This is a genomic window from Actinoplanes sp. NPDC026623 (assembly GCF_040638275.1).
Lineage (GTDB): Bacteria > Actinomycetota > Actinomycetes > Mycobacteriales > Micromonosporaceae > Actinoplanes.
In genome coordinates this window covers 20952-40694 of sequence record NZ_JBEZXZ010000068.1, presented here as the reverse complement: position 1 = coordinate 40694, position 19743 = coordinate 20952, and the positions used below count along the sequence as shown (strand labels likewise).

The following is a 19743-nucleotide window of genomic DNA, read 5'->3' as shown; positions in this document are numbered from 1 at the left end:
GGTGTACCGCAACATCGGCGTGTTCTTCTCCGAACAGGCCGACTGAGCCCGGCCCCGGCATGCCCGTCGTCAGCGTCCGCCTCGCCTCCCAGCAGCAGCAGCCAGGGCAGCATCCGCCGGTGGATGGACAGGAACGCGCCCACCGAGAACGTGACGCTGACCATGCCGAGCACGGCCAGCGCGGGCACATACCACTCCGGCACGCCGCCGCCGATCTGCGACACCATCCCGCGGATCCCGATGCCCACGCCGCCGAGCCCGAGCAGCGACGCGTAGATGGACATGGCCAGCAGCCGCCGGGCGCCCGGCGCGGGATCGTCGGCGGCCGGGAAACGGAAGAAGGCCTCTTCCTCGCCGGCCGCTTCCGGCCGGTCGGCCGGATCGGATTCCCATCCGAACGGGACCAGGTCCGGCGCGGGAGAATCCTGGACCGGAATCCGGGTCCGCCGCGGTTCTTCCACGCCCGTCGTCGCCACACTGCCTCCGATTTGACCGGTGTTGTTACTTCACCGTGTGCAACGAATTTGACTCACGTGGCGTAACGGACGAGAAAATGACCCAGCTCACGACAGGTGTGACATACGTTGTCGATTTAGCGACAAATCGATCAGACGTTTATGTGACGTGCTGGTCCCGGCGTAGGCTGCGCAGCGTGATTGACTGGTCTGCCGTCTCGACCGAGGGCCGATTCTTGGGGGCAAGCGTCTTTCAAGGAGCAGGGAACTTGGGCGAGTGGACGACCGAGCGTGAACCAGAGGTACCCATATGCGACTGACCGTTCTCGGCTGTGCCGGCAGTTTTCCCGGCCCCGAGGCGGCTTGCTCCGCCTACCTCGTCGAGGCCGACGGCTTCCGGCTGCTGATCGACTTCGGCTCCGGATCGCTGTCGGCTCTGCAGCGCTATGCGGGCATCGGTGCCGTCGACGCGATCCTGCTGACCCATCTGCACTGCGACCACATGCTGGACGCGTGCACCTACGTGGTCGTGCGCCGTTACGCGCCGGGCGGCCCGCTGCCCCCGCTGCCGGTGTATGCGCCGATGGGGGCCGCGGAGCGCATCTCGGCGGCGTACAGCGCGGAGAACGAGCCGGTCGACGACGTCTACACGTTCTACGCCCTGCAGCCCGGCACGTTTCCGATCGGGCCGTTCACCGTCACCGCCGACCGGGTCAACCATCCGATCGAAACGTACGGAGTCCGCGTCGAGCACAACGGCGGTGTCCTGGCGTATTCGTCCGACACCGCTCCGTGTGAGTCGCTGCTGCGCCTGGCGCAGGGCGCGGACCTCTTCCTCTGCGAGGCCAGCTACCTCGACGGCGTCGACAACCCGCCTGACCTGCACCTGACCGGCGGTGAGGCGGGCGAGGCGGCCACCAAGGCCGACGTCGGCAAGCTCCTGCTCACCCATCTCGTTCCCGCCTGGGGCAGCGAGGCATCTACTGTGGAGGCCGCGACGGCGGCTTACGCGGGTCCGGTGGAGGTCGTCCGCCCGGGTGCCCGCTACGATCTCTGAGCCTGCCGAGGGGACGGCACGACGGACCACCGACAAGTGACTCTGGAGTGGGCTTGCATGAGCGGTCGATCAGTGAGTCTTTTTCAGCGTGGCCCGCGCGACGGCGACCGGCAGGGGTCGGCGGCCAGGGCACCTCTGGCCCAGGGCCAGGCTGAAAACGGCTCAACGGGTGAGCGCGGCCTGCGCATCGTCCGGCTGGCCAACTTCGTCTCACCCCGGTCGGGCGGGCTGCGCACCGCGCTGCGCAACCTCGGCGAGGGCTACCTTCGCGCCGGCCACGAGCCCATCCTGATCGTCCCCGGGCGCGAGCGCTCCGACAAGATGACCTCGCAGGGCCGCATCATCACGCTGCCGGGTCACCGCGTGCCCCGGACGGGCGGCTACCGCGTGCTGGCCTCGCGCCGCGAGCTGACCCGCCTGCTCGAGCAGTTGCAGCCCGACCGGCTGGAGGTCTCCGACCGGGCGACGCTGCGCTGGACCGGCCGCTGGGCCCGCGACCACGGCGTCGGGTCGATGATGGTGTCCCACGAGAGCCTGGCGGGCCTGCTCGGCGTCTGGGGCATGCCGGCCCGGGTCTCGCTCGCCGATCGGCTCAACCGGCGCACGGCGGAGGCCTTCGACCAGATCGTCTGCACGACGGCGTTCGCCGCCGCCGAGTTCCGCCGCCTGGGCGTGCCCAACCTGGTGGAGGTGCCGCTCGGCGTCGACCTGGGCCAGTTCCACCCGAGCCGCGCCGACGCCGCGGTCCGCTCCCGTTACGCCCGCCCCGACGAGCTGCTCGTCGTCTACTGCAGCCGGCTCTCCGCGGACAAGCGCCCCGAGCTCGCCGTCGACACGATCGCCGCGCTGCGCGCCGCCAAGGCGCCGGCCGTGCTGGTCATGGCCGGCGACGGCTCGCGCCGCGCCGCGCTGGCCTACCGGTCCGCCCGGCTGCCGGTGCGCTTCGCCGGGCACATCAGCGACCGTGACGACGTGGCCGCGCTCCTGGCCAGCGCCGACGTCGCCGTGGCGCCGGGACCGGTCGAGACGTTCGGGCTCGCCGCGCTCGAGGCCCTGGCCTGCGGCACGCCGGTGGTGGTCAATGCGGCCAGCGCCCTGCCCGAGGTCGTCGGCGAGGCGGGCATGGCGGTGCCGGGCACCCCGGAGGCCTTCGCCGAGGGCGTACGCAAGCTGATGGAGCGCCCCGAGGAGGAGCGGCGGGCCGCCGCCCGGGCCCGCGCCGAGCTGTTCGGCTGGCCGCAGGCCGTCGACGGCTTCCTGCGCGCGCACGATGCGGTGCCGCCGGGCCGCAGGTCAGCGGTCATCGGCCGGCAGCAGGGGCCCGCCTCGGTGCCCGACCGGGCGCTGCGCCCGGCGGTGCCCGCGGTCACCGCCGCGGCATCCAGTCCCTGGGCCGCGGCACCCGGCGACGCGCTGTAGCGGCGATCCGCCTAGGCTCTTGGCCATGGCGCGACCTGACGGCCGAGAGCCCGGCCAACTCCGACCCGTGACCCTTACCCGCCGGTGGAGCATCCATCCGGAGGGATCGGTGCTCGTCGAGTTCGGCGACACCAGGGTGCTCTGCACCGCCAGCGTCACCGAGGGCGTTCCGCGCTGGCGCAAGGGCTCCGGCCTGGGCTGGGTCACCGCGGAGTACGCGATGCTCCCGCGCGCGACCAACACCCGCGGCGACCGGGAGAGCGTCAAGGGCAAGGTCGGCGGCCGCACCCAGGAGATCTCCCGGCTGATCGGCCGCAGCCTGCGGGCCTGCATCGACCTGAAGGCGCTGGGCGAGAACTCGATCGTGCTGGACTGCGACGTGCTGCAGGCCGACGGCGGCACCCGGACGGCGGCGATCACCGGCGCCTACGTGGCGCTGCACGACGCGGTGACCTGGCTCGCCGAGCGTAAGTCCCTCGCGGGCAAGCCGGCCGCGGTCATGCGCCGCTCGATCCAGGCCGTGAGCGTCGGCATCGTCGACGGCGAGCCCCGCCTCGACCTGATGTACCTCGAGGACGTCGCCGCCGAGGTGGACATGAACGTGGTCTGCACCGGCGACGGCGACTTCGTCGAGGTGCAGGGCACCGGCGAGGCGAACGTCTTCCGCCGCGACCAGTTGGACGCGCTGCTCGACCTCGGCGTCCTCGGCTGCGCCGACCTGGCCGCCGCACAGCAGAAGGCCCTGGCCTCGTGACCGCTCGCCTCCTGCTGGCCACGGCGAACCCGAAGAAGCTCGTCGAGCTGCAGCGGATCCTCGACAGCGCGCTGGGCGCGGGCGGCATCCAGCTGGTCGGGCTCGGCGACTTCCCGGGCTACCCGGACGTGCCGGAGACCGGGCTGACCTTCGGCGAGAACGCGCTGATCAAGGCGCGCGAGGGCGTGTCACGCACCGGCCTGCCGACCGTCGCCGACGACTCCGGGCTGACCGTGGACGCGCTCAACGGCATGCCCGGCGTCTTCAGCGCCCGCTGGTCCGGCGGCGGCGACGACAACGCCAACCTCGATCTGGTCCTGGCCCAGATCGGCGACGTGCCGGACGAGCACCGCGGCGGCGCCTTCGCCTGCGCGGCCGCGCTCGTGCTGCCCAACGGCCGCGAGCACCTGGTCGAGGGCCGGCAGCGCGGCCAGATCCTGCGGGCCCGGCGCGGCACCGGCGGCTTCGGCTACGACCCGGTCTTCCTCGGCGACGGGCAGAGCCGGACCAACGCGGAGCTGAGCCCGGCCGAGAAGGACGCGATCAGCCACCGCGGTCAGGCGTTCCGCGCCCTGTCCAAGGTCATCGCCAAGGAACTGCCCAGGTAGGTGCCGGCCCGGCCCACGAGGCCGGGCCGGCGTCGCCTAACGCAGCGGGCCGACCGCGGTCTCGATCGCGCCGCGCAGCGCGTGGCCCGAGACGACATCGCGGGCCTGCTCCAGCACCGGCGCGAGGAACACGTCGGGGCCGGGCTCGCCGGCGAATCCGGACACCGCGGCGACGGCCTCCCGCCCGGCCGGGGACGGCGTCAGCGGGACACGCAGCTGAATGCCGCGCACCCCGGCGAGCAACTCGACGGCGAGCACGCTGGTCAGGTTGTCCAGGACCGTCCGCAGCTTCTTCGTCGCGGCCCAGCCCATCGAGACGTGGTCCTCCTGCATGCCGCTGGTCGGCAGCGAGTCGACCGAGGCCGGGCTGGCCAGCCGCCGGTTCTCCGCGACGATCCCGGCGGCCGTGTACTGGGCGATCATCAGGCCCGAGTTGACGCCCGCGTCCGGGGCCAGGAACGGCGGCAGGGACCGGGAGCGGGTCACGTCCAGCAGCCGGTCGACGCGGCGCTCGGCGATCGCGCCGACCTCGGCGGCGGCGATGGCGAGGAAGTCCGCGGCGAAGCCCAGCGGCGCGCCGTGGAAGTTTCCGGTGGACTCGACCCGGCCGTCGGCCAGCACGACCGGGTTGTCCACCACCGAGCGCAGCTCCCGCGCGGCGGTGGTCCGGACGAATTCCAGGGTGTCGCGGGCCGCGCCGGCCACCTGCGGGGCGCAGCGCATCGAGTACGCGTCCTGCACCGCGTGCGTCAGGTCGTGGCGGTGCGAATCCATGATGGCCGAGTCCTGCAGCAGCCGGTGGATGTTCGCCGCCGAGTCGGCCTGCCCGGGGTGCGGCCGGATGGCGTGCAGCTCGGGCATGAAGGGCCGCTCCGAGCCGAGCATCGCCTCGATCGCCAGCGCCGTGGTCACGTCGGCCATCGCGAACAGGTGCGAGGCGTCCTCGATCGCGAGCAGCAGCATGCCGAGCATGCCGTCGGTGCCGTTGATCAGCGCCAGGCCCTCCTTGGCGGCCAGCTCCAGCGGCTCCAGCCCGGCGCCGTGCAGGGCGTCGGCCGCCGAGATCCGCGCGCCGTCCTTGCCCTGCACCCAGCCCTCGCCGAGCAGCACCAGCGCGCAGTGCGCGAGCGGCGCGAGGTCGCCGGAGGCGCCCAGCGAGCCGTGCTCCGGCACCCACGGCGTGATGTCGTTGTTGAGCAGGTCGACCAGGCCCTGCGCCAGCACCGGCCGGACCCCGGACAGGCCCATGGCGAGCGAGCGCACCCGCAGCAGCATCATCGCGCGGACCACCTCGCGCGGCATCGGCGCGCCGATGCCCGCCGCGTGCGAGCGGATCAGCGCGTGCTGCAGCTCGGCCCGGCGCTCCGGGGCGATGGACGTGTTCGCCAGGGCGCCGAAGCCTGTCGATACGCCGTACACCGGGCGGCCGGAGGCCTCGATGGTGTCGACGATGTCGCGGCTGCGGGCCATCGCCTCGCACGCCGCCTCGGAAAGCTCGACCCGCGCGTCGTGGCGGGCGACGGCGATGACATCGGCGGGCGTGATGCCGGTGGGTTCCACAAAAACGCTCATAGGGGCACTCCGTCGTGCAGAACTGTCGTGATCAGGGGAACACCCGGCCGGTAGGCCAGGTGCAGGTAGGAGGGGGCGTCCAGGACGACGAGGTCGGCGCGCGCCCCGGCGCGCACGACGCCGATGTCGTCGCGGCGCAGCGCCCGGGCGCCGCCCGCGGTCGCGGCCCAGAGGGCCTCCGCCGGCGTCATCCGCATCTCGCGGACGGCGAGCGCGATACAGAACGGCATCGAAGACGTGTACGACGAGCCCGGGTTGCAATCCGTCGCCAGCGCCACGGTCACCCCGGCATCGATCAGCCGGCGGGCCTCCGGGTACGGCGAGCGGGTCGAGAACTCGGCGCCGGGCAGCAGCGTCGCGACGGTCTCGGAGCCGGCCAGGGCGCAGACGTCGGCGTCGCTGAGATGGGTGCAGTGGTCGGCGCTGGCGGCGCCGAGCTCGACCGCGAGTCGCACGCCCGGCCCGGCAACGAGCTGGTTGGCGTGCACCCGCAGGCGCAGCCCGGCCCGCGCGCCCGCGGTCAGCACCTCCCGGGCCTGGTCGCCGTCGAAGGCTCCCCGGTCGCAGAAGACGTCGATCCATTTCGCGTACGGCGTGACGGCCTCGAGCATCGGCCCGCTGACCAGCGCGACGTAGCCGTCGGGGTCGCCCGCGTACTCGGCCGGGACGACGTGCGCGCCGAGGAAGGTGGTCTCCTCGGTGAGCTGCCGGGCGATCCGCAGGCTGCGGGCCTCGTCCTCGACGCTCAGGCCGTAGCCGCTCTTGATCTCGACCGTGGTGGTGCCCTGCCGCCGCGCCTCCAGCACCAGCCGGCGCGCCCCCGCCAGGAGGTCGTCGTCGCCGGCCGCCCGGGTGGCGGCGACGGTCGTGCGGATGCCTCCGCCGGTGTACGGCTCGCCGTTCATCCGGGCCGCGAACTCGCCCGCCCGGTCGCCCGCGAAGACGAGGTGGGCGTGGCTGTCCACGAAGCCGGGGATGACCGCGGCGCCGCCGGCGTCGTGGCGCTCGTCGGCGTCGGGCGCGCTCGCCCGCGGCCCGACCCAGGCGATCCGGTCGCCGTCGACCACCACGGCCGCGTCGCGCAGCACGCCGGCCTCCGGGTCGTTGGTGACCAGCTCACCGATGTTGGTGATCAGCAGACTCATGCTGTGCCTGCCTTCGGCATGCGTTCCTGGCCCTCGCTGCGCTCGGTGCGGTCACTCATGCCAGCACCTCTTTCAGGGCGGTGGCCACGTCGAAGCCCGTGTGCCGGCCGCCGTCCACGATGAGGCGGCCGTCGGCGATCACGTGGGTGACGTCGGCGGCCGTCGCCGCGAAGACCGCGCCGGCCGGGTCGACCCCGGCCGTGCGGACGCTCTGCAGCGAGACCGCGACCAGGTCGGCCCGGTCGCCGACGGCGAGGCGGCCGGCGTCCGCCCAGCCCAGCGAGCCGTGCGCGGTCGCCGCCGCCAGCAACTCGGCAGGCGAGAAGTGGCCGCGCCGCTCGGTGGCGAGCCGCTCGTCCAGCTCGACGCCGCGGGCCTCCTCGAAGAGGTCGATGACGGCCTGGCTGTCGCTGCCGAGGCTCAGCGCGACGCCCGCGTCGGCGAGGTCCCGGCCGCGGCCGATCCCGTCGGCCAGGTCGCGTTCGGTGCTCGGGCACAGGCAGACGTTCGTGCCGCTGCCGCCGAGCGCCTTGGCGTCGGCGTCGGTGAGGTGGGTCGCGTGCACGGCGGTGGTGCCCGGGCCGAGGATGCCGTGCCGCAGCAGCAACTCGGTCGGGGTGCAGCCGTGCACGGCGCGGCACTGGTCGTTCTCGGCGCGCTGCTCCGACAGGTGCACGTGCAGCGGGGCGCGCCCGGCCAGCCCGGTGAGGAACCGCGCGGGCACGGCCCGTACCGAATGAACCGCCGAGCCGATCAGCGCGTGCGGCGCGGGCCGGAGCGCGGCGACGCGGTCCTCCCAGCCGTCGAGGCCGCGGTCGCCGAAGCGGCGCTGCACGCCCTCCAGCGGCGCGCCCTCCACACTGGACGTCAGGTAGAGCGTGTCGAGCAGCGTGATCCGGATGCCGGCCTCGCGGGCCGCCTCGATGAGCGCGTGACCCATCGCGTTCGGCTCGTCGTAGGGCCGGCCGTCCGGGCCGTGGTGCAGGTAGTGGAACTCGCCGACGCAGGTGATCCCGGCCAGGGCCATCTCGCCGTAGACGGCCCGGGCCAGGGCGAAGTAGCCGTCCGGGTCGAGGCTCCCGGCCACCGAGTACATCAGCTCGCGCCAGGTCCAGAAGCTGCCGCGGTCGCCGTGCGTGCGGCCGCGCAGCGCCCGGTGGAACGCGTGCGAGTGCGCGTTGGCCAGGCCCGGCAGCACCAGGCCGGGCAGCCGGGTGCCGCAGGCCGCCGAGTCCGGGGTCACCGCGGTGAACCGGCCGCCGGCCACGTCGATCCGCACGTTGCGCGCGGCGGCCCCGCCGACCCACGCGTGCTCGGCGAAGTAGGTCTCGCCGCGCTCGCTCATGTCAGCTCCGCAAGGACCGTGGCGAGGGCCTCGACGCCGGCGGCGCAGTCCTCGTCGGACGCGTGCTCGGCGGGGGCGTGCGAGACCCCGGTGGGGTTGCGGACGAAGAGCATCGCGGTCGGCACGTGCGCCGACAGCACGCCCGCGTCGTGACCCGCGCCGGTCGGCAGGATCGGCGCGTCGTCGAGCAGGGCGGACAGCCGCGCGGCGAGCGAGGTGTCGAACGCGACCTCGGGGGAGACCGACTCCGCCTCGACCGAGACCTGGGTGCCGTCCTGGCCGGCCCGGTCGACCGCCTGCTTCACCACGGCCTCGACCAGGCGTTCCATCGTCGGCGTGTCCGCCGCGCGGGCGTCCAGCCAGCCGCGGACCAGCGACGGGATCGCGTTGGTGGCGTTCGGCTCGACCGAGACCCGGCCGATCGTGGCGTGCGCCCCGGCGAGCCGCGCCTCGGTGTCGGCGGCCAGCACCGTGTGCGCGAACGTCAGCATCGGGTCGTGCCGGTCGATCATCCGGGTGGTGCCGGCGTGGTCGCCGTCGCCGGTGAAGTCCAGCCGCCAGCGGCCGTGCGGCCAGATCGCGCTCGCGACCCCGACCGGCACCCGCATCGCCCGGCCCTGCTCGATGTGCAGCTCGACCACGGCGCTCACCCGGGCCGGCAGAAGGGTCATCGCGCCCGCCGGCCGGGCGCCGAGCGCCTCGCCGAACGTCACGCCGTCGCGGTCGGTCAGCGCCGCCGCCCGGTCCGGGTCGATCGCGCCGGTCAGCAGCCGCGAGCCGAGGCAGGGCACGCCGAAGCGGCCGCCCTCCTCCTCGACGAAGGCGGCGACGCCGATCGGCCGCGCCGGGGTCACCCCGAGCTCCCGCAGCCGGTCGACGGCGAGGAAGGCGCTGACGATGCCGAGCGGGCCGTCGTAGCCGCCGCCGTGCGGCACCGAGTCGAAGTGCGAGCCGGTGAGCACGGTGCCGGGCGCCCACGGCGTGCCCCACCAGGCGAACAGATTGCCGTTGCCGTCGTCGGTCACCGCCATGTCGCGGCGGCCGGCCTGATCACGGAACCAGTCGCGCAGCATCAGCTCCGGCTCGCTGAGGGCGTACCGGAGATATCCGCCCTTGGGCTCGCGGCCGATGGGCGCGATCTCGGCCCAGAGCCGCGCGAAGGCCGCGGTCACTTGCCCGCCATCGGGATGTGGACGCCGGCCGCGGCGGCGGACTCGTAGCCCGCGTCGACGTGCCGGATCACGCCCATGCCGGGGTCGTTGGTGAGCACCCGCTCGATCTTCTGGCGGGCCAGCGCGGAGCCGTCCGCGACGCAGACCTGGCCGGCGTGGATCGAGCGGCCGATACCGACGCCGCCGCCGTGGTGAATCGAGACCCAGCTGGCCCCGCTCGCGGTGTTGATCATGGCGTTGAGTAGCGGCCAGTCGGCGATCGCGTCCGAGCCGTCCAGCATCGCCTCCGTCTCGCGGTACGGCGAGGCGACCGAGCCGGAGTCGAGGTGGTCGCGGCCGATGACCAGCGGCGCGGAGACCTCGCCGCGGGCGACCATGTCGTTGAAGCGCACGCCGGCCTTGTCGCGCTCGCCGTAGCCGAGCCAGCAGATCCGCGCCGGCAGCCCCTGGAAAGCGACCCGCTCGCCGGCCATCCGGATCCACCGGGCCAGCGGCTCGTTCTCGGGGAACAGGTCGAGCACCGCGCGGTCGGTGGCGGCGATGTCGGCCGGGTCGCCGGAGAGCGCGGCCCAGCGGAACGGGCCCTTGCCCTCGGCGAACAGCGGCCGGATGTACGCCGGCACGAAGCCGGGGAAGTCGAACGCCCGCTGGTAGCCGCCGAGCTGGGCCTCGCCGCGGATCGAGTTGCCGTAGTCGAACACCTCGGCGCCGCCGTCCAGGAAGCCGACCATGGCCTCGACGTGCGCCGCCATGCTTGCCCGGGCCCGGTCGGTGAACTCCTCCGGCTTGGCCGCGGCGTAGTCGGCGGCGTCGGCCACGTCGACGCCGATCGGCACGTAGCTCAGCGGGTCGTGCGCGCTGGTCTGGTCGGTGACGATGTCGATCGCCACGCCCCGGCGCAGCAGCTCGGGGAAGATCTCGGCGGCGTTGCCGACCACGCCGATGCTCCGCGCCACGCGGTCGCGCTTTGCGGCCTCGGCCTGCGCGACGGCGTCGTCCAGGTCCGCCGCCACCGTGTCCAGGTAGCGGTCCTTGACGCGGCGGCGCAGCCGCGACTCGTCCACGTCCACGATCAGGCAGGCGCCACCGTTCATCGTGACCGCGAGCGGCTGGGCGCCGCCCATGCCGCCGCAGCCGGCGGTCAGGGTGAGCGTCCCGGCCAGGTCGCCCCCGTAGCGCTTCGCCGCCACGGCCGAGAACGTCTCGTAGGTGCCCTGAAGGATGCCCTGGGTGCCGATGTAGATCCAGGAGCCGGCGGTCATCTGGCCGTACATGGTCAGGCCGAGCTTCTCCAGGCGGCGGAACTCCGGCCAGGTGGCCCAGTCGCCGACCAGGTTCGAGTTCGCCAGCAGCACCCGGGGCGCCCACTCGTGGGTGCGGAACACGCCGACCGGCCGGCCCGACTGCACCAGCAGCGTCTCGTCGTCCGCGAGCACGTCCAGCTCACGCACGATCGCGTGGAACGAGGGCCAGTCGCGGGCCGCGCGCCCGGTGCCGCCGTAGACGACCAGGTCGTCGGGGCGCTCGGCCACGTCGGGGTCGAGGTTGTTCATCAGCATCCGCTTGGCGGCCTCCTGCGGCCACCCCTTGGCGGTACGGGCGGTGCCGCGTGACGCTCGGATCGACATCGAATGCTCCTTCACGCTTCGAAAATGTGGCGGCGGGAGGCGGTCGCCTCGAACTCCTCCAGGCGGCCCTGGGTCTGCTCCGGCGCGGCGTCGCACATCGCCTGCAACAGCACCATCGCCATGGCCATCGGCCCGGTGTGCAGGTCGAACACCAGCTGGGTTCCGACCGGCGCGGGCAGTACGACGTCCGCGTACTCGGCGGCCGGGCTGACGGCCGAGTCGGTGAGCGCCACGACGGCGAAGCCGGCGCGGCGGGCCTCGCGGATCAGCTCAAGTGTCTCTCGCGGATAGCGCGGCAGGACGATTGCCAGCATCGCGGTCGCGCCGGCCGCGCGGGCCTGGTCCAGGCGGTCGAGCAGCATCGTGCCGCCGCCGTCGAGGACCCGGACGTCGGGGAACACCTTGGCGGCGAAGTAGCCGAAATACGCCGCGAGCGGGCCGGCGGCGCGCATGCCCAGCACCGGCAGCGGGCGGCTGGCCGCCAGCAGCCCGGCGGCCCGGTGCACCGCGTCGAGGTTGCCCAGCTGGTCGGCCATCTGCTCGAGGTGCCGGGTCTCCCCGCGCAGCGCCCGCTGGGTGGCGTTGTCGCCGTTGTCGGCCGGCGCGGCGTCCACGTCGACCAGGGCGCGCAGCCTGCGGCGCAGTGCGGGATATCCCGGGTAGCCCAGCGCCATCGCGAACCGGGTGACCGACGGCTGGCTCACCCCGGCCAGCTCCGCGACCTCGGCCGCGGAGAGGAACGCCGCGGAGGAGGCGTGCTGGACCAGGCTGTGCGCGATGCGGCGCTGTGTCGGGGTCAGCCGGGCGCCCTGGAATAGATCCAGCACGCGTTCGGCCGTCCTGACAGCTCCTTCATTCACGACTGCAGACTATGCATAAAAACTTTCACTGCCTAGTGGGCCGCCCGCATTTGCAGCGAAACCTGAGGGTTGTCCCGCTGCGATGGTGGCCCCGCCGTCCGGCCGGACGGCGGACCGCAGGTGCGCGGGGCGCCGCCTACCCTGGTCGGATGCGGATCAGCTCGCTGCACACGTACCCGGTCAAGGGTGGTCACCGCCTGGACCACGACGAGGCTCGGGTGGAGCCGTGGGGTCTCGCCGGCGACCGCCGGTGGATGATGATCGACGCGGACGGGGTCGGCATCACGCAGCGGATGGCTCCGGAGCTGACCCGGCTGCAGCCGGTGCCGCGCCCCGGCGGGCTGGAGCTGAACGGTTTCCGCGTCGACGAGCCGGTCGACGGCCCGAAGGAGACAATCCGGGTCTTCAGCTCGAAGCCGCCGCTGTCGGCGCGCGTCGCGACGGCCGCCACGGAGTTCGTCTCGGCCTTCCTGGGCCGCCCGGCCCGGCTGGCCTGGCTCGCCGACACCTCGGTGCGGCCGATCGAGACGGACGCGCTGCCCAGCGACCGGGTCAGCCTCGCGGACGGCTTCCCGCTGCTGCTCACCAACCCCGCCTCCCTCGACGCGGTCAACGACTGGCTGCTCGAGGAGGGCGACGAACCCGTACCGATGACCCGCTTCCGGCCCAACGTCGTCATCGCGGGAGCCCGGCCCTGGGCCGAGGACGACTGGCTCGGCGCCCGCCTGCGGGTCGGCGACGTGACCTTCCGCGTCGCGAGCGCGTGCAGGCGCTGCGTGGTGACGACAATCGATCAGGAGACCGGCGAGATCGGGCGCCAGCCGCTGCGCGCACTCGGCCGGCACCGCCGGTACGCCGACGGCCTGCGCTTCGGCGTCAATCTGATCCCGGACCTGGCTCCGGGCGACGACGGGGTAATCCGGGTGGGGGAGACTTCCTTAGCTCTGCCTTAGGAGGGTTGCCCGCGGGCGGCACGGCCGCGAAGGATGCGTCAGCGTGACCGCTCATCGCCTCCTCGCCCCCCGCTGGCTCGCCACGGGCGGCGCCGTGCTGCTCGCCGGAGTCCTCGGCGTGGCAATGCTGCTGCAGAACAGCGGCTCCGCGTGCGCGGCCCCGCCGAGCAGCGCCAAGCACAAGGGCAAGGCGACGTTCTACGACCTGGCCGGCACGCAGGGCAACTGCTCGACCGAGCCGCCCGCCGACGACCTGTACGTCGCCCTCGGCCGGACCGAGTACTCGGGCGCGACGGCGTGCGGCTCCTACCTCGACGTGACCGGGCCCAAGGGCAAGGTCCGCGTCAAGGTCTTCGACTCCTGCCCGGAATGCCCGGTCGGCCACCTCGACCTGAGCCGCACGGCGTTCAACAGGATCGGCAAGGAGATCGACGGCATCATCCCGATCACCTACCGGGCGGTGCCGAACGCGCCGGCGCCGGGCCCGCTGAGCATCACCTTCGTCGAGGGCACCTCGCAGTACTACTGGGCCGTGACGATCGACAACCACTCCAACCCGATCAGGTCGGTGCAGGCCAAGGGCCCGGGCGGCGCCTGGAAGAAGGCCGCGCTCGAGGACTACAACGTCTGGATCATCGACGGGCAGACGGGCGGGGGCCCGTTCCAGGTCAGGATGACCGACATCTACGGCAGGACCATCACCGCCAGGAACATCAAGCTGCTGCCGCAGAAGAAGCAGACGACCTCCGTACGGTTCGCCACCGGCTCGTCCTCCGCCGTGCCGCCCGTCGTGCCGAAGAAGAAGAAGGCCTCGCCCGCGCCGTCGAAGCCCTCGCCGTCGCCCAGCGCCTCGTCCTCCTCGCCGGCCGCGCCGCTGCCGGAATCGACCGAGGCCGCCGCGGCGCCGGAGGAGGTGGCGCTGGCCGCGGCCGAGCCGAAGGCCTCCCGCTGCTGAAACTCAGCGCAGGTCGAGCCACATGAGGACCTCGTCGCGGTGGTCGCCCGGCGCCACGCGCAGGGCGCCCGGAATCCGGCCCACCTCCCGGTAACCGAGGCCGCGGTAGAAGGCGTCCAGGCCGTGCCCGTCCCGGAGCGTCACCTGCAGGCCGTCCAGGCCCATCTTGCGGCCCACCGCGGCGGCCTCCCGCATCAGCGCGACGCCGTGGCCGCGGCCCTGGCTGCCGGGCGCGACCATGACTCGCTTGAGGACGCGCCAGTGCGCCTTGAGCTCGAACCTGTTGTCGGTGACGAAGAGCAGCGCCACCGGGCGGTCGCCGTCCAGCCCGACGAGCAGCCGGTCGAGCCCGGACCCGACTCCGGCGAAGGCCGCCTCGGCGACCGGCCGCACCTCGTCGACGGTGACCGGCGCGACGAAGCCGACGGCGCCGCCCGCGTTGGTGACCTCGGCCCAGAGGTCGACGATCCGGGCGCGCAGGGTGGCGGTCAGCGGCGGATCGAGCACGAACGACAACGTCATGCCCGCAATCCTCGCGCCCTTTGCCCCTCGGGACGGCGGCAGGCACGAAGGACGGTGCGCGACACCACGGGGTGCGGAAGGCGGGACTCGAACCCGCACACCCTTTCGAGTACTGGGACCTAAACCCAGCGCGGCTGCCAATTACGCCACTTCCGCCTAATTCGCCTGCTCGGCGAATCGTGTGGAGACGAGTCTAGACGGTGGTCCGGTAATCGACCTTCCCGGCCGCGTCCGCGTCCGGCGGCCGCGCTGGTGTCTGGACAGTCGCGGACTCGGGGGTTAGCGTCATCCGCACCTATTCAATTTGTTGAGTACTAGGGAGTGGCCGTGCATCCGTTCCGCGCCGCAGTCGAAGCACGCGACATCGACGCCGCCGTCGCGCTCCTCGCCGACAAGGTCGTCTTCCACAGCCCGATCGCCTTCACGCCGTACGAGGGTCGCGCGGCCGTGGCCGTCGTCCTGCGCGCGGTGATCGAGGTCTTCGAGGACTTCACCTACACGCGGGAGATCGGGGCGCCCGACGCCGCGGATCACGCGCTCGTGTTCCGGGCGAGGATCGGCGAGCGGCAGGTCGAGGGCTGCGACTTCCTGCATCGCGGCGAGGACGGGTCGATCGACGAGTTCACGGTGATGGTCCGGCCGCTGAACGGCGCCCTGGCCCTGGCCGAGGCGATGAAGGCGAAGCTGGCCGCGGGGCGCTGACGACGATCGGCGGGCCCGCCGCCTGCGCCGCCCGCCGCCTGCGCCGACCGGCTGCGGGCCGGCGACGCCGCGGATACGGCACGGCGGCCGCCTTGCGGATCGAGCCGCATGACGGCCGCCGTGGGTCGGCGGTCCCCGGAGGGATCAGTAGCGGAACATCGCCAGACTCAGTTGCAGTTCGTGGGCCACGCGGGCCAGTTCGTCGGCGGCCTCGGCCGTGTTCGCGGCCGCGTTCGTCGTCTCCTCCGCCGCCTCGGCGACCTCGGCCACGTTCGACGAGATCGCCCGGGAACCGGCCGCGACCTCGCCCACGTTGCGGCCCATCTCGTTGGTCGTCGCCGTCTGCTCCTCGACCGCGGCCGCGATCGCGGTCTGGGTCGCGTTGATCTTGTCGATGACCGCGCCGATCTCGGCGATCGCCGCGACCGCCGCCGCCGAGTCGGTCTGGATCGCGCCGACCCGGGTCCGGATGTCCTCGGTCGCCCGGGCCGTCTCCTGTGCCAGCTCCTTGACCTCACCGGCGACGACCGCGAAGCCCTTGCCGGCGTCGCCGGCGCGGGCGGCCTCGATGGTCGCGTTGAGGGCGAGCAGGTTGGTCTGTTCCGCGATGCCGGTGATGATCTTGATGACGGAGACGATCTCGGCGGAGGACTCGCCCAGCTTCTGCAGGATCGCGCCCGCGTCGCCGGAGATGCGCACCGCCTGACCGGCCACGTCGGCCGCGCTGGACGTGCTGCGCGCGATCTCGGTGATCGAGGTGCCGATCTCGTCGGCGCCGGCGGACACCGTGGCGATGTTGTTGCTGATCTCCCCGGAGGCGGTGGAGACCGCCTGCGCCCGGCTGGCCGAGCGGCTCGCGGACGAGTTCATCTGGCCGGCGACCGCCGTCAGCTCCTCGGACGAGGAGGCGAGCGTGGTGACGTTCGCGCCGATGTCACGCAGCGCCGAGGTGAGCCGGTCGAGCGCCGTGTTAAGCGCCTCGGCCATGCGGCCGACCTCGTCGCGGCCCCTGACCTTGAGGCGCTGGTCCAGCCGGCCCTCGGCGAGCGCCTCCAGAACCTTGACGGTCTCACCGAGCGGGCCGGCGATGGCCCGGCTGACCACGAGGGCGATGACCACGGCGAAGGCCAGGGCGATGCCGATCAGCACGACGATGATCAGCCGCGCCGCCGTGGCGTTGCTGCGTGCGTCCGCCATCTGCTGCTGCGCGGCCTTGTCCTCGATGCCGGCGAGGTTGTTCAGCGCCACGGTGATCTTGTTGGTGAGCGGGTCGATGTAGTTGTTCTGCACCCCGAGGTAGGCGCTCAGGCTGTTGTCCTTGGCCGCCGGCACGAGTTGCTCGTCGCGGATCTTGCGGTATTCGGCCAGGCCGGCGGCGAACGCGGCCATGTCGGCCTTGGTGCCGGCCGACGGGTCCTTCGAGTACGCCGCCCAGTTGCTGTCGATGCTGGCGTCCAGCCGCCTGATCGCCGTCTGCACGCTGCTGACGTCGGAGAGCGGCGAGCGCAGGATCAGCTTCATCGACTGCGAGGTGGCCTGCTGTACGTCCGCGCGGACCTGGCCGATCCGGGCGGTGGACTGCAGGTTCGCGTAGTTGCCCTCGAGCCGGCTGTTGACCTCGTTCAGCGCGATGCCACCGGCCACGCCGATGGTCACGACCAGCAGGCTGAGCACGCCGAAGGACACGAACAACTTCTGCGACACGCGCAGGTTGCGCAGCAGGCCGCCGCGCGCGCCCGTCTCGGCGGCGGGTGTCGCCTGGCGGGAGCGGCGGGGCAGCTTGAACTTCGGCATCGGCGTCTCCGTAGCGGAACGGTGGTTGCCGCTTTAATCGGCATCGCCCCTCAGGATCCGCGAATTTTGCGGCACGAGTCAGTCGATACCAAGATCCCGGCGCAGCTTGGCCACGTGACCCGTCGCCTTTACGTTGTAGAGCGCCCGCTCGATCGCGCCGTCGGGGTCGATGACGAACGTGGAGCGGATCACCCCGGTGACCGTCTTGCCGTACAACTGCTTCTCGCCGAACGCGCCGTACGCGGTCAGCACGCTCTTGTCCTGGTCGCTGACCAGGGGGAAGGTGATCGCGTCGCGTTCGCGGAACTTCGCCAGCTTGGCCGGGGTGTCCGGCGAGATGCCGACGACCTCGTAGCCGGCCGCCTGCAGGGAGCCGAGCGAGTCGCGGAAGTCGCAGGCCTGCTTCGTGCAGCCCGGCGTCATCGCGGCCGGGTAGACGTACAGGATGACCCGGCGGCCGCGGAGATCCTTCAGCGAGAGGGTGTCGCCGGCGTCGGTGGGCAGGGTGAACTCGGGGGCCGGGTCACCCGGCGTGAGTCGCTCAGTCATGACTGAAGAAGATATCGGTGCCGCCCGCAGCCGCAGCACGCCCGTCGCCGCCATGCCCACCCCGGCGCCGACGGCGATCAGCACCGCCGTCCGCGCGAGCCAGGACGGACCCGGAAACGAGACCACCGCCTGGCCGAAGACGCCCACGTCGGCCAGCCCGCCGAAGACCGTGAGCACGGCGCCGGCCAGGGCGAGCACGAACGGCGCCCGGCCGAGCCAGGTCAGCACGCCCGCGACGACGGCGAGCACCGCGGCCACGTAGGCCGGAGCCTGACCGCTCACGCCGACGCTCGTGCGCGCGGCCGCGTACCCGAGGGTGATCGTGCCGGCGGCGGCCGCGACCGGGCCGATCCAGCGCGGGCGGCGCCGGCCGAGGGCCGTAACGCCTGCGGCGAGCGCGAGCGCACCCAGCCACCACAGCCAGGCCGGCGGGGGCGGCTCCCAGGTCAGAGTCCCGTTGACCTGGAACGTGCGCACACCCTCGCGCAGCGGGACCACCCAGTCGCGCAGCTTGTGGCTGTGCGACCCGTCGGCCCGCGCCTGCGGCGGCGGGTCCTCCCCGAGCCAGCGGGTGCGCTGGTCGTGCCAGCGCACGCTCGGGTCCGTGGAGACGCGGCGCCACTGCGGGGCCGCGGCCGGCGAGGCACCCGGCGGCACCGGCGTGTCGCCGGTGAGGGTCCGATTGCGGTACGTGGACGGCGAGTTGACGTTCTCGAACGCGCCGTCCGGCCGCACCTCGAGGTAGGGCTCGCCGTCGTAGCCGAGCACCTCGACGGTCCGGCCGGTCCGGTTGACGAGTTCGAGCCGCGCGCCCGCCTCGACGACCCGGACCGTCAGCCCGGGCTCGGCGGGATCGATCCCGCTGACCTGGGTGCGGTACGCCGTGGCGTCGGGGGCGTCCCCGCCGTGAGCCTGAGCCGGGCCGGCCGGCACGAGCAACGCGCCGGCCAGCACGGCGACGAACAGGGCGGCACGCCTCACGCGCCGGCCGCCTCCACCGCGGCGATCAGCCCCTGCGGCGTGCGCTGCTCCAGGTCCGTGCCGGCGACCCGTACGGTCGGCGTGCTGTTCACGCCCCGCGAGGCCGCCGTGCCGGTGACCTTGGTGGCCCAGGCGTGGTAGGTGCCGTCGTCGACCGCGCCGGCGAACGCGGAGTCGGTCAGGCCGACCGACCGGCCCAGCTCGATCAGCTTGGCGTCGTCGAGGCCCGGGCCGCCCTCCTGCGGCTGATTGGCGAAGAGCACCCGGTGGTACTCGGCGAACTTGCCGCCCTGCGCGGCCGCGGCCGAGGCGCCGGCGGACCGGGTCGAATACTCGGTGCTCGAGGCGTGGTCCAGGATCGCGATCGGGTGGTACTGCACCGTCACCTTGTTGTCGGCGACGAGCTGGTCGATCGTCGTCTGCACCGAGGCCTCGAACCGCCCGCAGACCGGGCACATGAAGTCCTCGTAGATGTCGACCTTCACCGGCCCGGTGCCGACAGCGAACGCCGTGCCCTCGTCCACCGCGACGCTCGGCGTCGTGAGGCCGGCGGTCTTCTCGTTCTCCTGGCCGGCGGCGACGCTCCAGCCGATCAGGCCGGCGATGACCAGCACGGCGACGACGCCGAGGCTGGTCCAGAGCGTGACCCTCCGGCGGCGTTCGCGGGCCAGCTGCTCCTGGACGACGCGCTTGGCCTTGCTCCGGTCTAGATTCTTCTTCCCGCTCACTTCTCTCCCATCAGGGCGCCGTCGATCGAGTAACGGGTCTGCGGCCGCCACAGCAGGAACCCGGCGAGCACGAGGAAGCCGATGTCGCGGGCGATGTCGAGCGCGTACTTCGGGGTCTGGCCCGCGCCCAGTGTCCCGCCCGCGCTGAAGCAGCCGCAGTCGATCTGCAGGCCGCGGGCCCAGGCCCAGGCGATTCCCGCGATGAAGATCAGCAGCAGCACGGCCGAGATGCCGGCGCTGAGCCGCACCGCGAGACCGGCCAGCAGCAGCAGGCCAAGGGCGATCTCCAGGAACGGCTGGGCCGCACCGATCACCTTGGCGACCTCATACGGAAAGATCTCGTACGCGTTCACCGCGCGCCCGGAACCGGCCAGGTCCTGGATCTTCAGGGCCCCCGCGACCAGCCACACCGTGGCCAGGCCCAGGCGGACTCCCGTCGAGATCCACCGCCAGTCGGCCGTCATCCGGGCAGACTGCCTCGTCTCCATGCTCACGCCCCCTTAGTCGGCGCCCGCCGCCGTCGGGTTCCGTCGCGCGCCTGAGT

General features: G+C 73.0%; 19 protein-coding genes and 1 tRNA gene. 7 read left to right on the top strand and 13 right to left on the bottom strand.

Features of this window, described 5'->3' with window-relative positions:
* Positions 1-476 (bottom strand): hypothetical protein (locus AB0F10_RS21195; protein ID WP_360627451.1); only part of this gene is annotated, 476 nt, incomplete at its 3' end.
* Between the two features lie 289 nt (positions 477-765).
* On the opposite strand from AB0F10_RS21195, the gene AB0F10_RS21190 reads away from it, so the two are divergent.
* The 4 genes from AB0F10_RS21190 to rdgB all read left to right on the top strand — a co-directional run bounded on the left by AB0F10_RS21190 (position 766) and on the right by rdgB (position 4293).
* Positions 766-1512 carry an MBL fold metallo-hydrolase gene (locus tag AB0F10_RS21190; protein ID WP_360627448.1) on the top strand — a complete coding sequence of 249 codons (747 nt, stop codon included), beginning with the start codon at positions 766-768 and terminating at the stop codon, positions 1510-1512.
* A gap of 180 nt (positions 1513-1692) precedes the next feature.
* On the top strand, positions 1693-2931 hold the full coding sequence (locus AB0F10_RS21185) for a glycosyltransferase (RefSeq protein ID WP_360627457.1): 1239 nt from the start codon (positions 1693-1695) through the stop codon (positions 2929-2931).
* Positions 2932-2956: 25 nt separating this feature from the next.
* Positions 2957-3685, top strand: coding sequence for a ribonuclease PH (gene rph, locus AB0F10_RS21180; protein ID WP_360627445.1), 729 nt, complete (start codon positions 2957-2959; stop codon positions 3683-3685).
* Positions 3682-4293 (top strand): RdgB/HAM1 family non-canonical purine NTP pyrophosphatase, encoded by a 612-nt coding sequence (rdgB, locus tag AB0F10_RS21175; protein WP_360627442.1) that lies wholly within the window; start codon positions 3682-3684, stop codon positions 4291-4293. Before rph ends, rdgB begins: the two co-directional genes overlap by 4 nt.
* A 36-nt stretch (positions 4294-4329) precedes the next feature.
* Here the strand turns inward: rdgB and hutH are convergent, their stop codons facing one another.
* From hutH to AB0F10_RS21145, 6 genes are read right to left on the bottom strand one after another with little or no spacing between them, the layout of a single operon-like run.
* Positions 4330-5865, bottom strand: coding sequence for a histidine ammonia-lyase (hutH, locus tag AB0F10_RS21170; RefSeq protein ID WP_360627439.1), 1536 nt, complete (start codon positions 5863-5865; stop codon positions 4330-4332).
* Complete coding sequence (gene hutI, locus AB0F10_RS21165; RefSeq protein WP_360627436.1) at positions 5862-7010, bottom strand: imidazolonepropionase; 1149 nt, start codon at positions 7008-7010, stop codon at positions 5862-5864. Before hutI ends, hutH begins: the two co-directional genes overlap by 4 nt.
* 55 nt (positions 7011-7065) lie before the next feature.
* Positions 7066-8355 (bottom strand): formimidoylglutamate deiminase, encoded by a 1290-nt coding sequence (locus tag AB0F10_RS21160; RefSeq protein WP_360627433.1) that lies wholly within the window; start codon positions 8353-8355, stop codon positions 7066-7068.
* The gene (locus AB0F10_RS21155) at positions 8352-9527 is read right to left on the bottom strand and encodes an allantoate amidohydrolase (protein WP_360627430.1); all 1176 of its coding nucleotides are present in this window, start codon (positions 9525-9527) and stop codon (positions 8352-8354) included. The genes AB0F10_RS21160 and AB0F10_RS21155 overlap by 4 nt, the downstream gene beginning before the upstream one ends.
* The gene (gene hutU, locus AB0F10_RS21150; RefSeq protein ID WP_360627427.1) at positions 9524-11155 is read right to left on the bottom strand and encodes a urocanate hydratase; all 1632 of its coding nucleotides are present in this window, start codon (positions 11153-11155) and stop codon (positions 9524-9526) included. The genes AB0F10_RS21155 and hutU overlap by 4 nt, the downstream gene beginning before the upstream one ends.
* Before the next feature lie 11 nt (positions 11156-11166).
* Positions 11167-12015 (bottom strand): MurR/RpiR family transcriptional regulator, encoded by an 849-nt coding sequence (locus tag AB0F10_RS21145; protein WP_360627424.1) that lies wholly within the window; start codon positions 12013-12015, stop codon positions 11167-11169.
* Positions 12016-12164: 149 nt separating this feature from the next.
* Here AB0F10_RS21145 and AB0F10_RS21140 point away from each other — a divergent pair, with 149 nt between their 5' ends.
* On the top strand, positions 12165-12968 hold the full coding sequence (locus tag AB0F10_RS21140; RefSeq protein ID WP_360627421.1) for an MOSC domain-containing protein: 804 nt from the start codon (positions 12165-12167) through the stop codon (positions 12966-12968).
* 43 nt (positions 12969-13011) lie between these two features.
* The gene (locus tag AB0F10_RS21135) at positions 13012-13923 is read left to right on the top strand and encodes an expansin EXLX1 family cellulose-binding protein (RefSeq protein WP_360627418.1); all 912 of its coding nucleotides are present in this window, start codon (positions 13012-13014) and stop codon (positions 13921-13923) included.
* Positions 13924-13926: 3 nt separating this feature from the next.
* Here the strand turns inward: AB0F10_RS21135 and AB0F10_RS21130 are convergent, their stop codons facing one another.
* Positions 13927-14445, bottom strand: a complete 519-nt coding sequence (locus AB0F10_RS21130) for a GNAT family N-acetyltransferase (protein ID WP_360627415.1) — start codon at positions 14443-14445, stop codon at positions 13927-13929.
* A gap of 72 nt (positions 14446-14517) precedes the next feature.
* Positions 14518-14601: transfer RNA gene (locus tag AB0F10_RS21125), tRNA-Leu, on the bottom strand.
* A gap of 171 nt (positions 14602-14772) precedes the next feature.
* Between AB0F10_RS21125 and AB0F10_RS21120 the strand changes: the two genes are divergently transcribed.
* On the top strand, positions 14773-15147 hold the full coding sequence (locus AB0F10_RS21120) for a nuclear transport factor 2 family protein (RefSeq protein ID WP_360627412.1): 375 nt from the start codon (positions 14773-14775) through the stop codon (positions 15145-15147).
* A gap of 144 nt (positions 15148-15291) precedes the next feature.
* Here AB0F10_RS21120 and AB0F10_RS21115 read toward each other — a convergent pair whose 3' ends face one another.
* The 4 genes from AB0F10_RS21115 to AB0F10_RS21100 form a co-directional block, all read right to left on the bottom strand.
* The gene (locus AB0F10_RS21115) at positions 15292-16941 is read right to left on the bottom strand and encodes a methyl-accepting chemotaxis protein (protein ID WP_360627409.1); all 1650 of its coding nucleotides are present in this window, start codon (positions 16939-16941) and stop codon (positions 15292-15294) included.
* Positions 16942-17019: 78 nt separating this feature from the next.
* Positions 17020-17490, bottom strand: coding sequence for a thioredoxin-dependent thiol peroxidase (gene bcp, locus AB0F10_RS21110; protein ID WP_360627454.1), 471 nt, complete (start codon positions 17488-17490; stop codon positions 17020-17022).
* A gap of 977 nt (positions 17491-18467) precedes the next feature.
* The gene (locus AB0F10_RS21105) at positions 18468-19199 is read right to left on the bottom strand and encodes a thioredoxin domain-containing protein (protein ID WP_360627406.1); all 732 of its coding nucleotides are present in this window, start codon (positions 19197-19199) and stop codon (positions 18468-18470) included.
* A complete protein-coding gene (locus AB0F10_RS21100; protein WP_360627404.1) occupies positions 19196-19663 on the bottom strand; it encodes a MauE/DoxX family redox-associated membrane protein in 468 nt (155 codons plus the stop codon). The genes AB0F10_RS21105 and AB0F10_RS21100 overlap by 4 nt, the downstream gene beginning before the upstream one ends.
* Positions 19664-19743 lie beyond the last annotated feature (80 nt).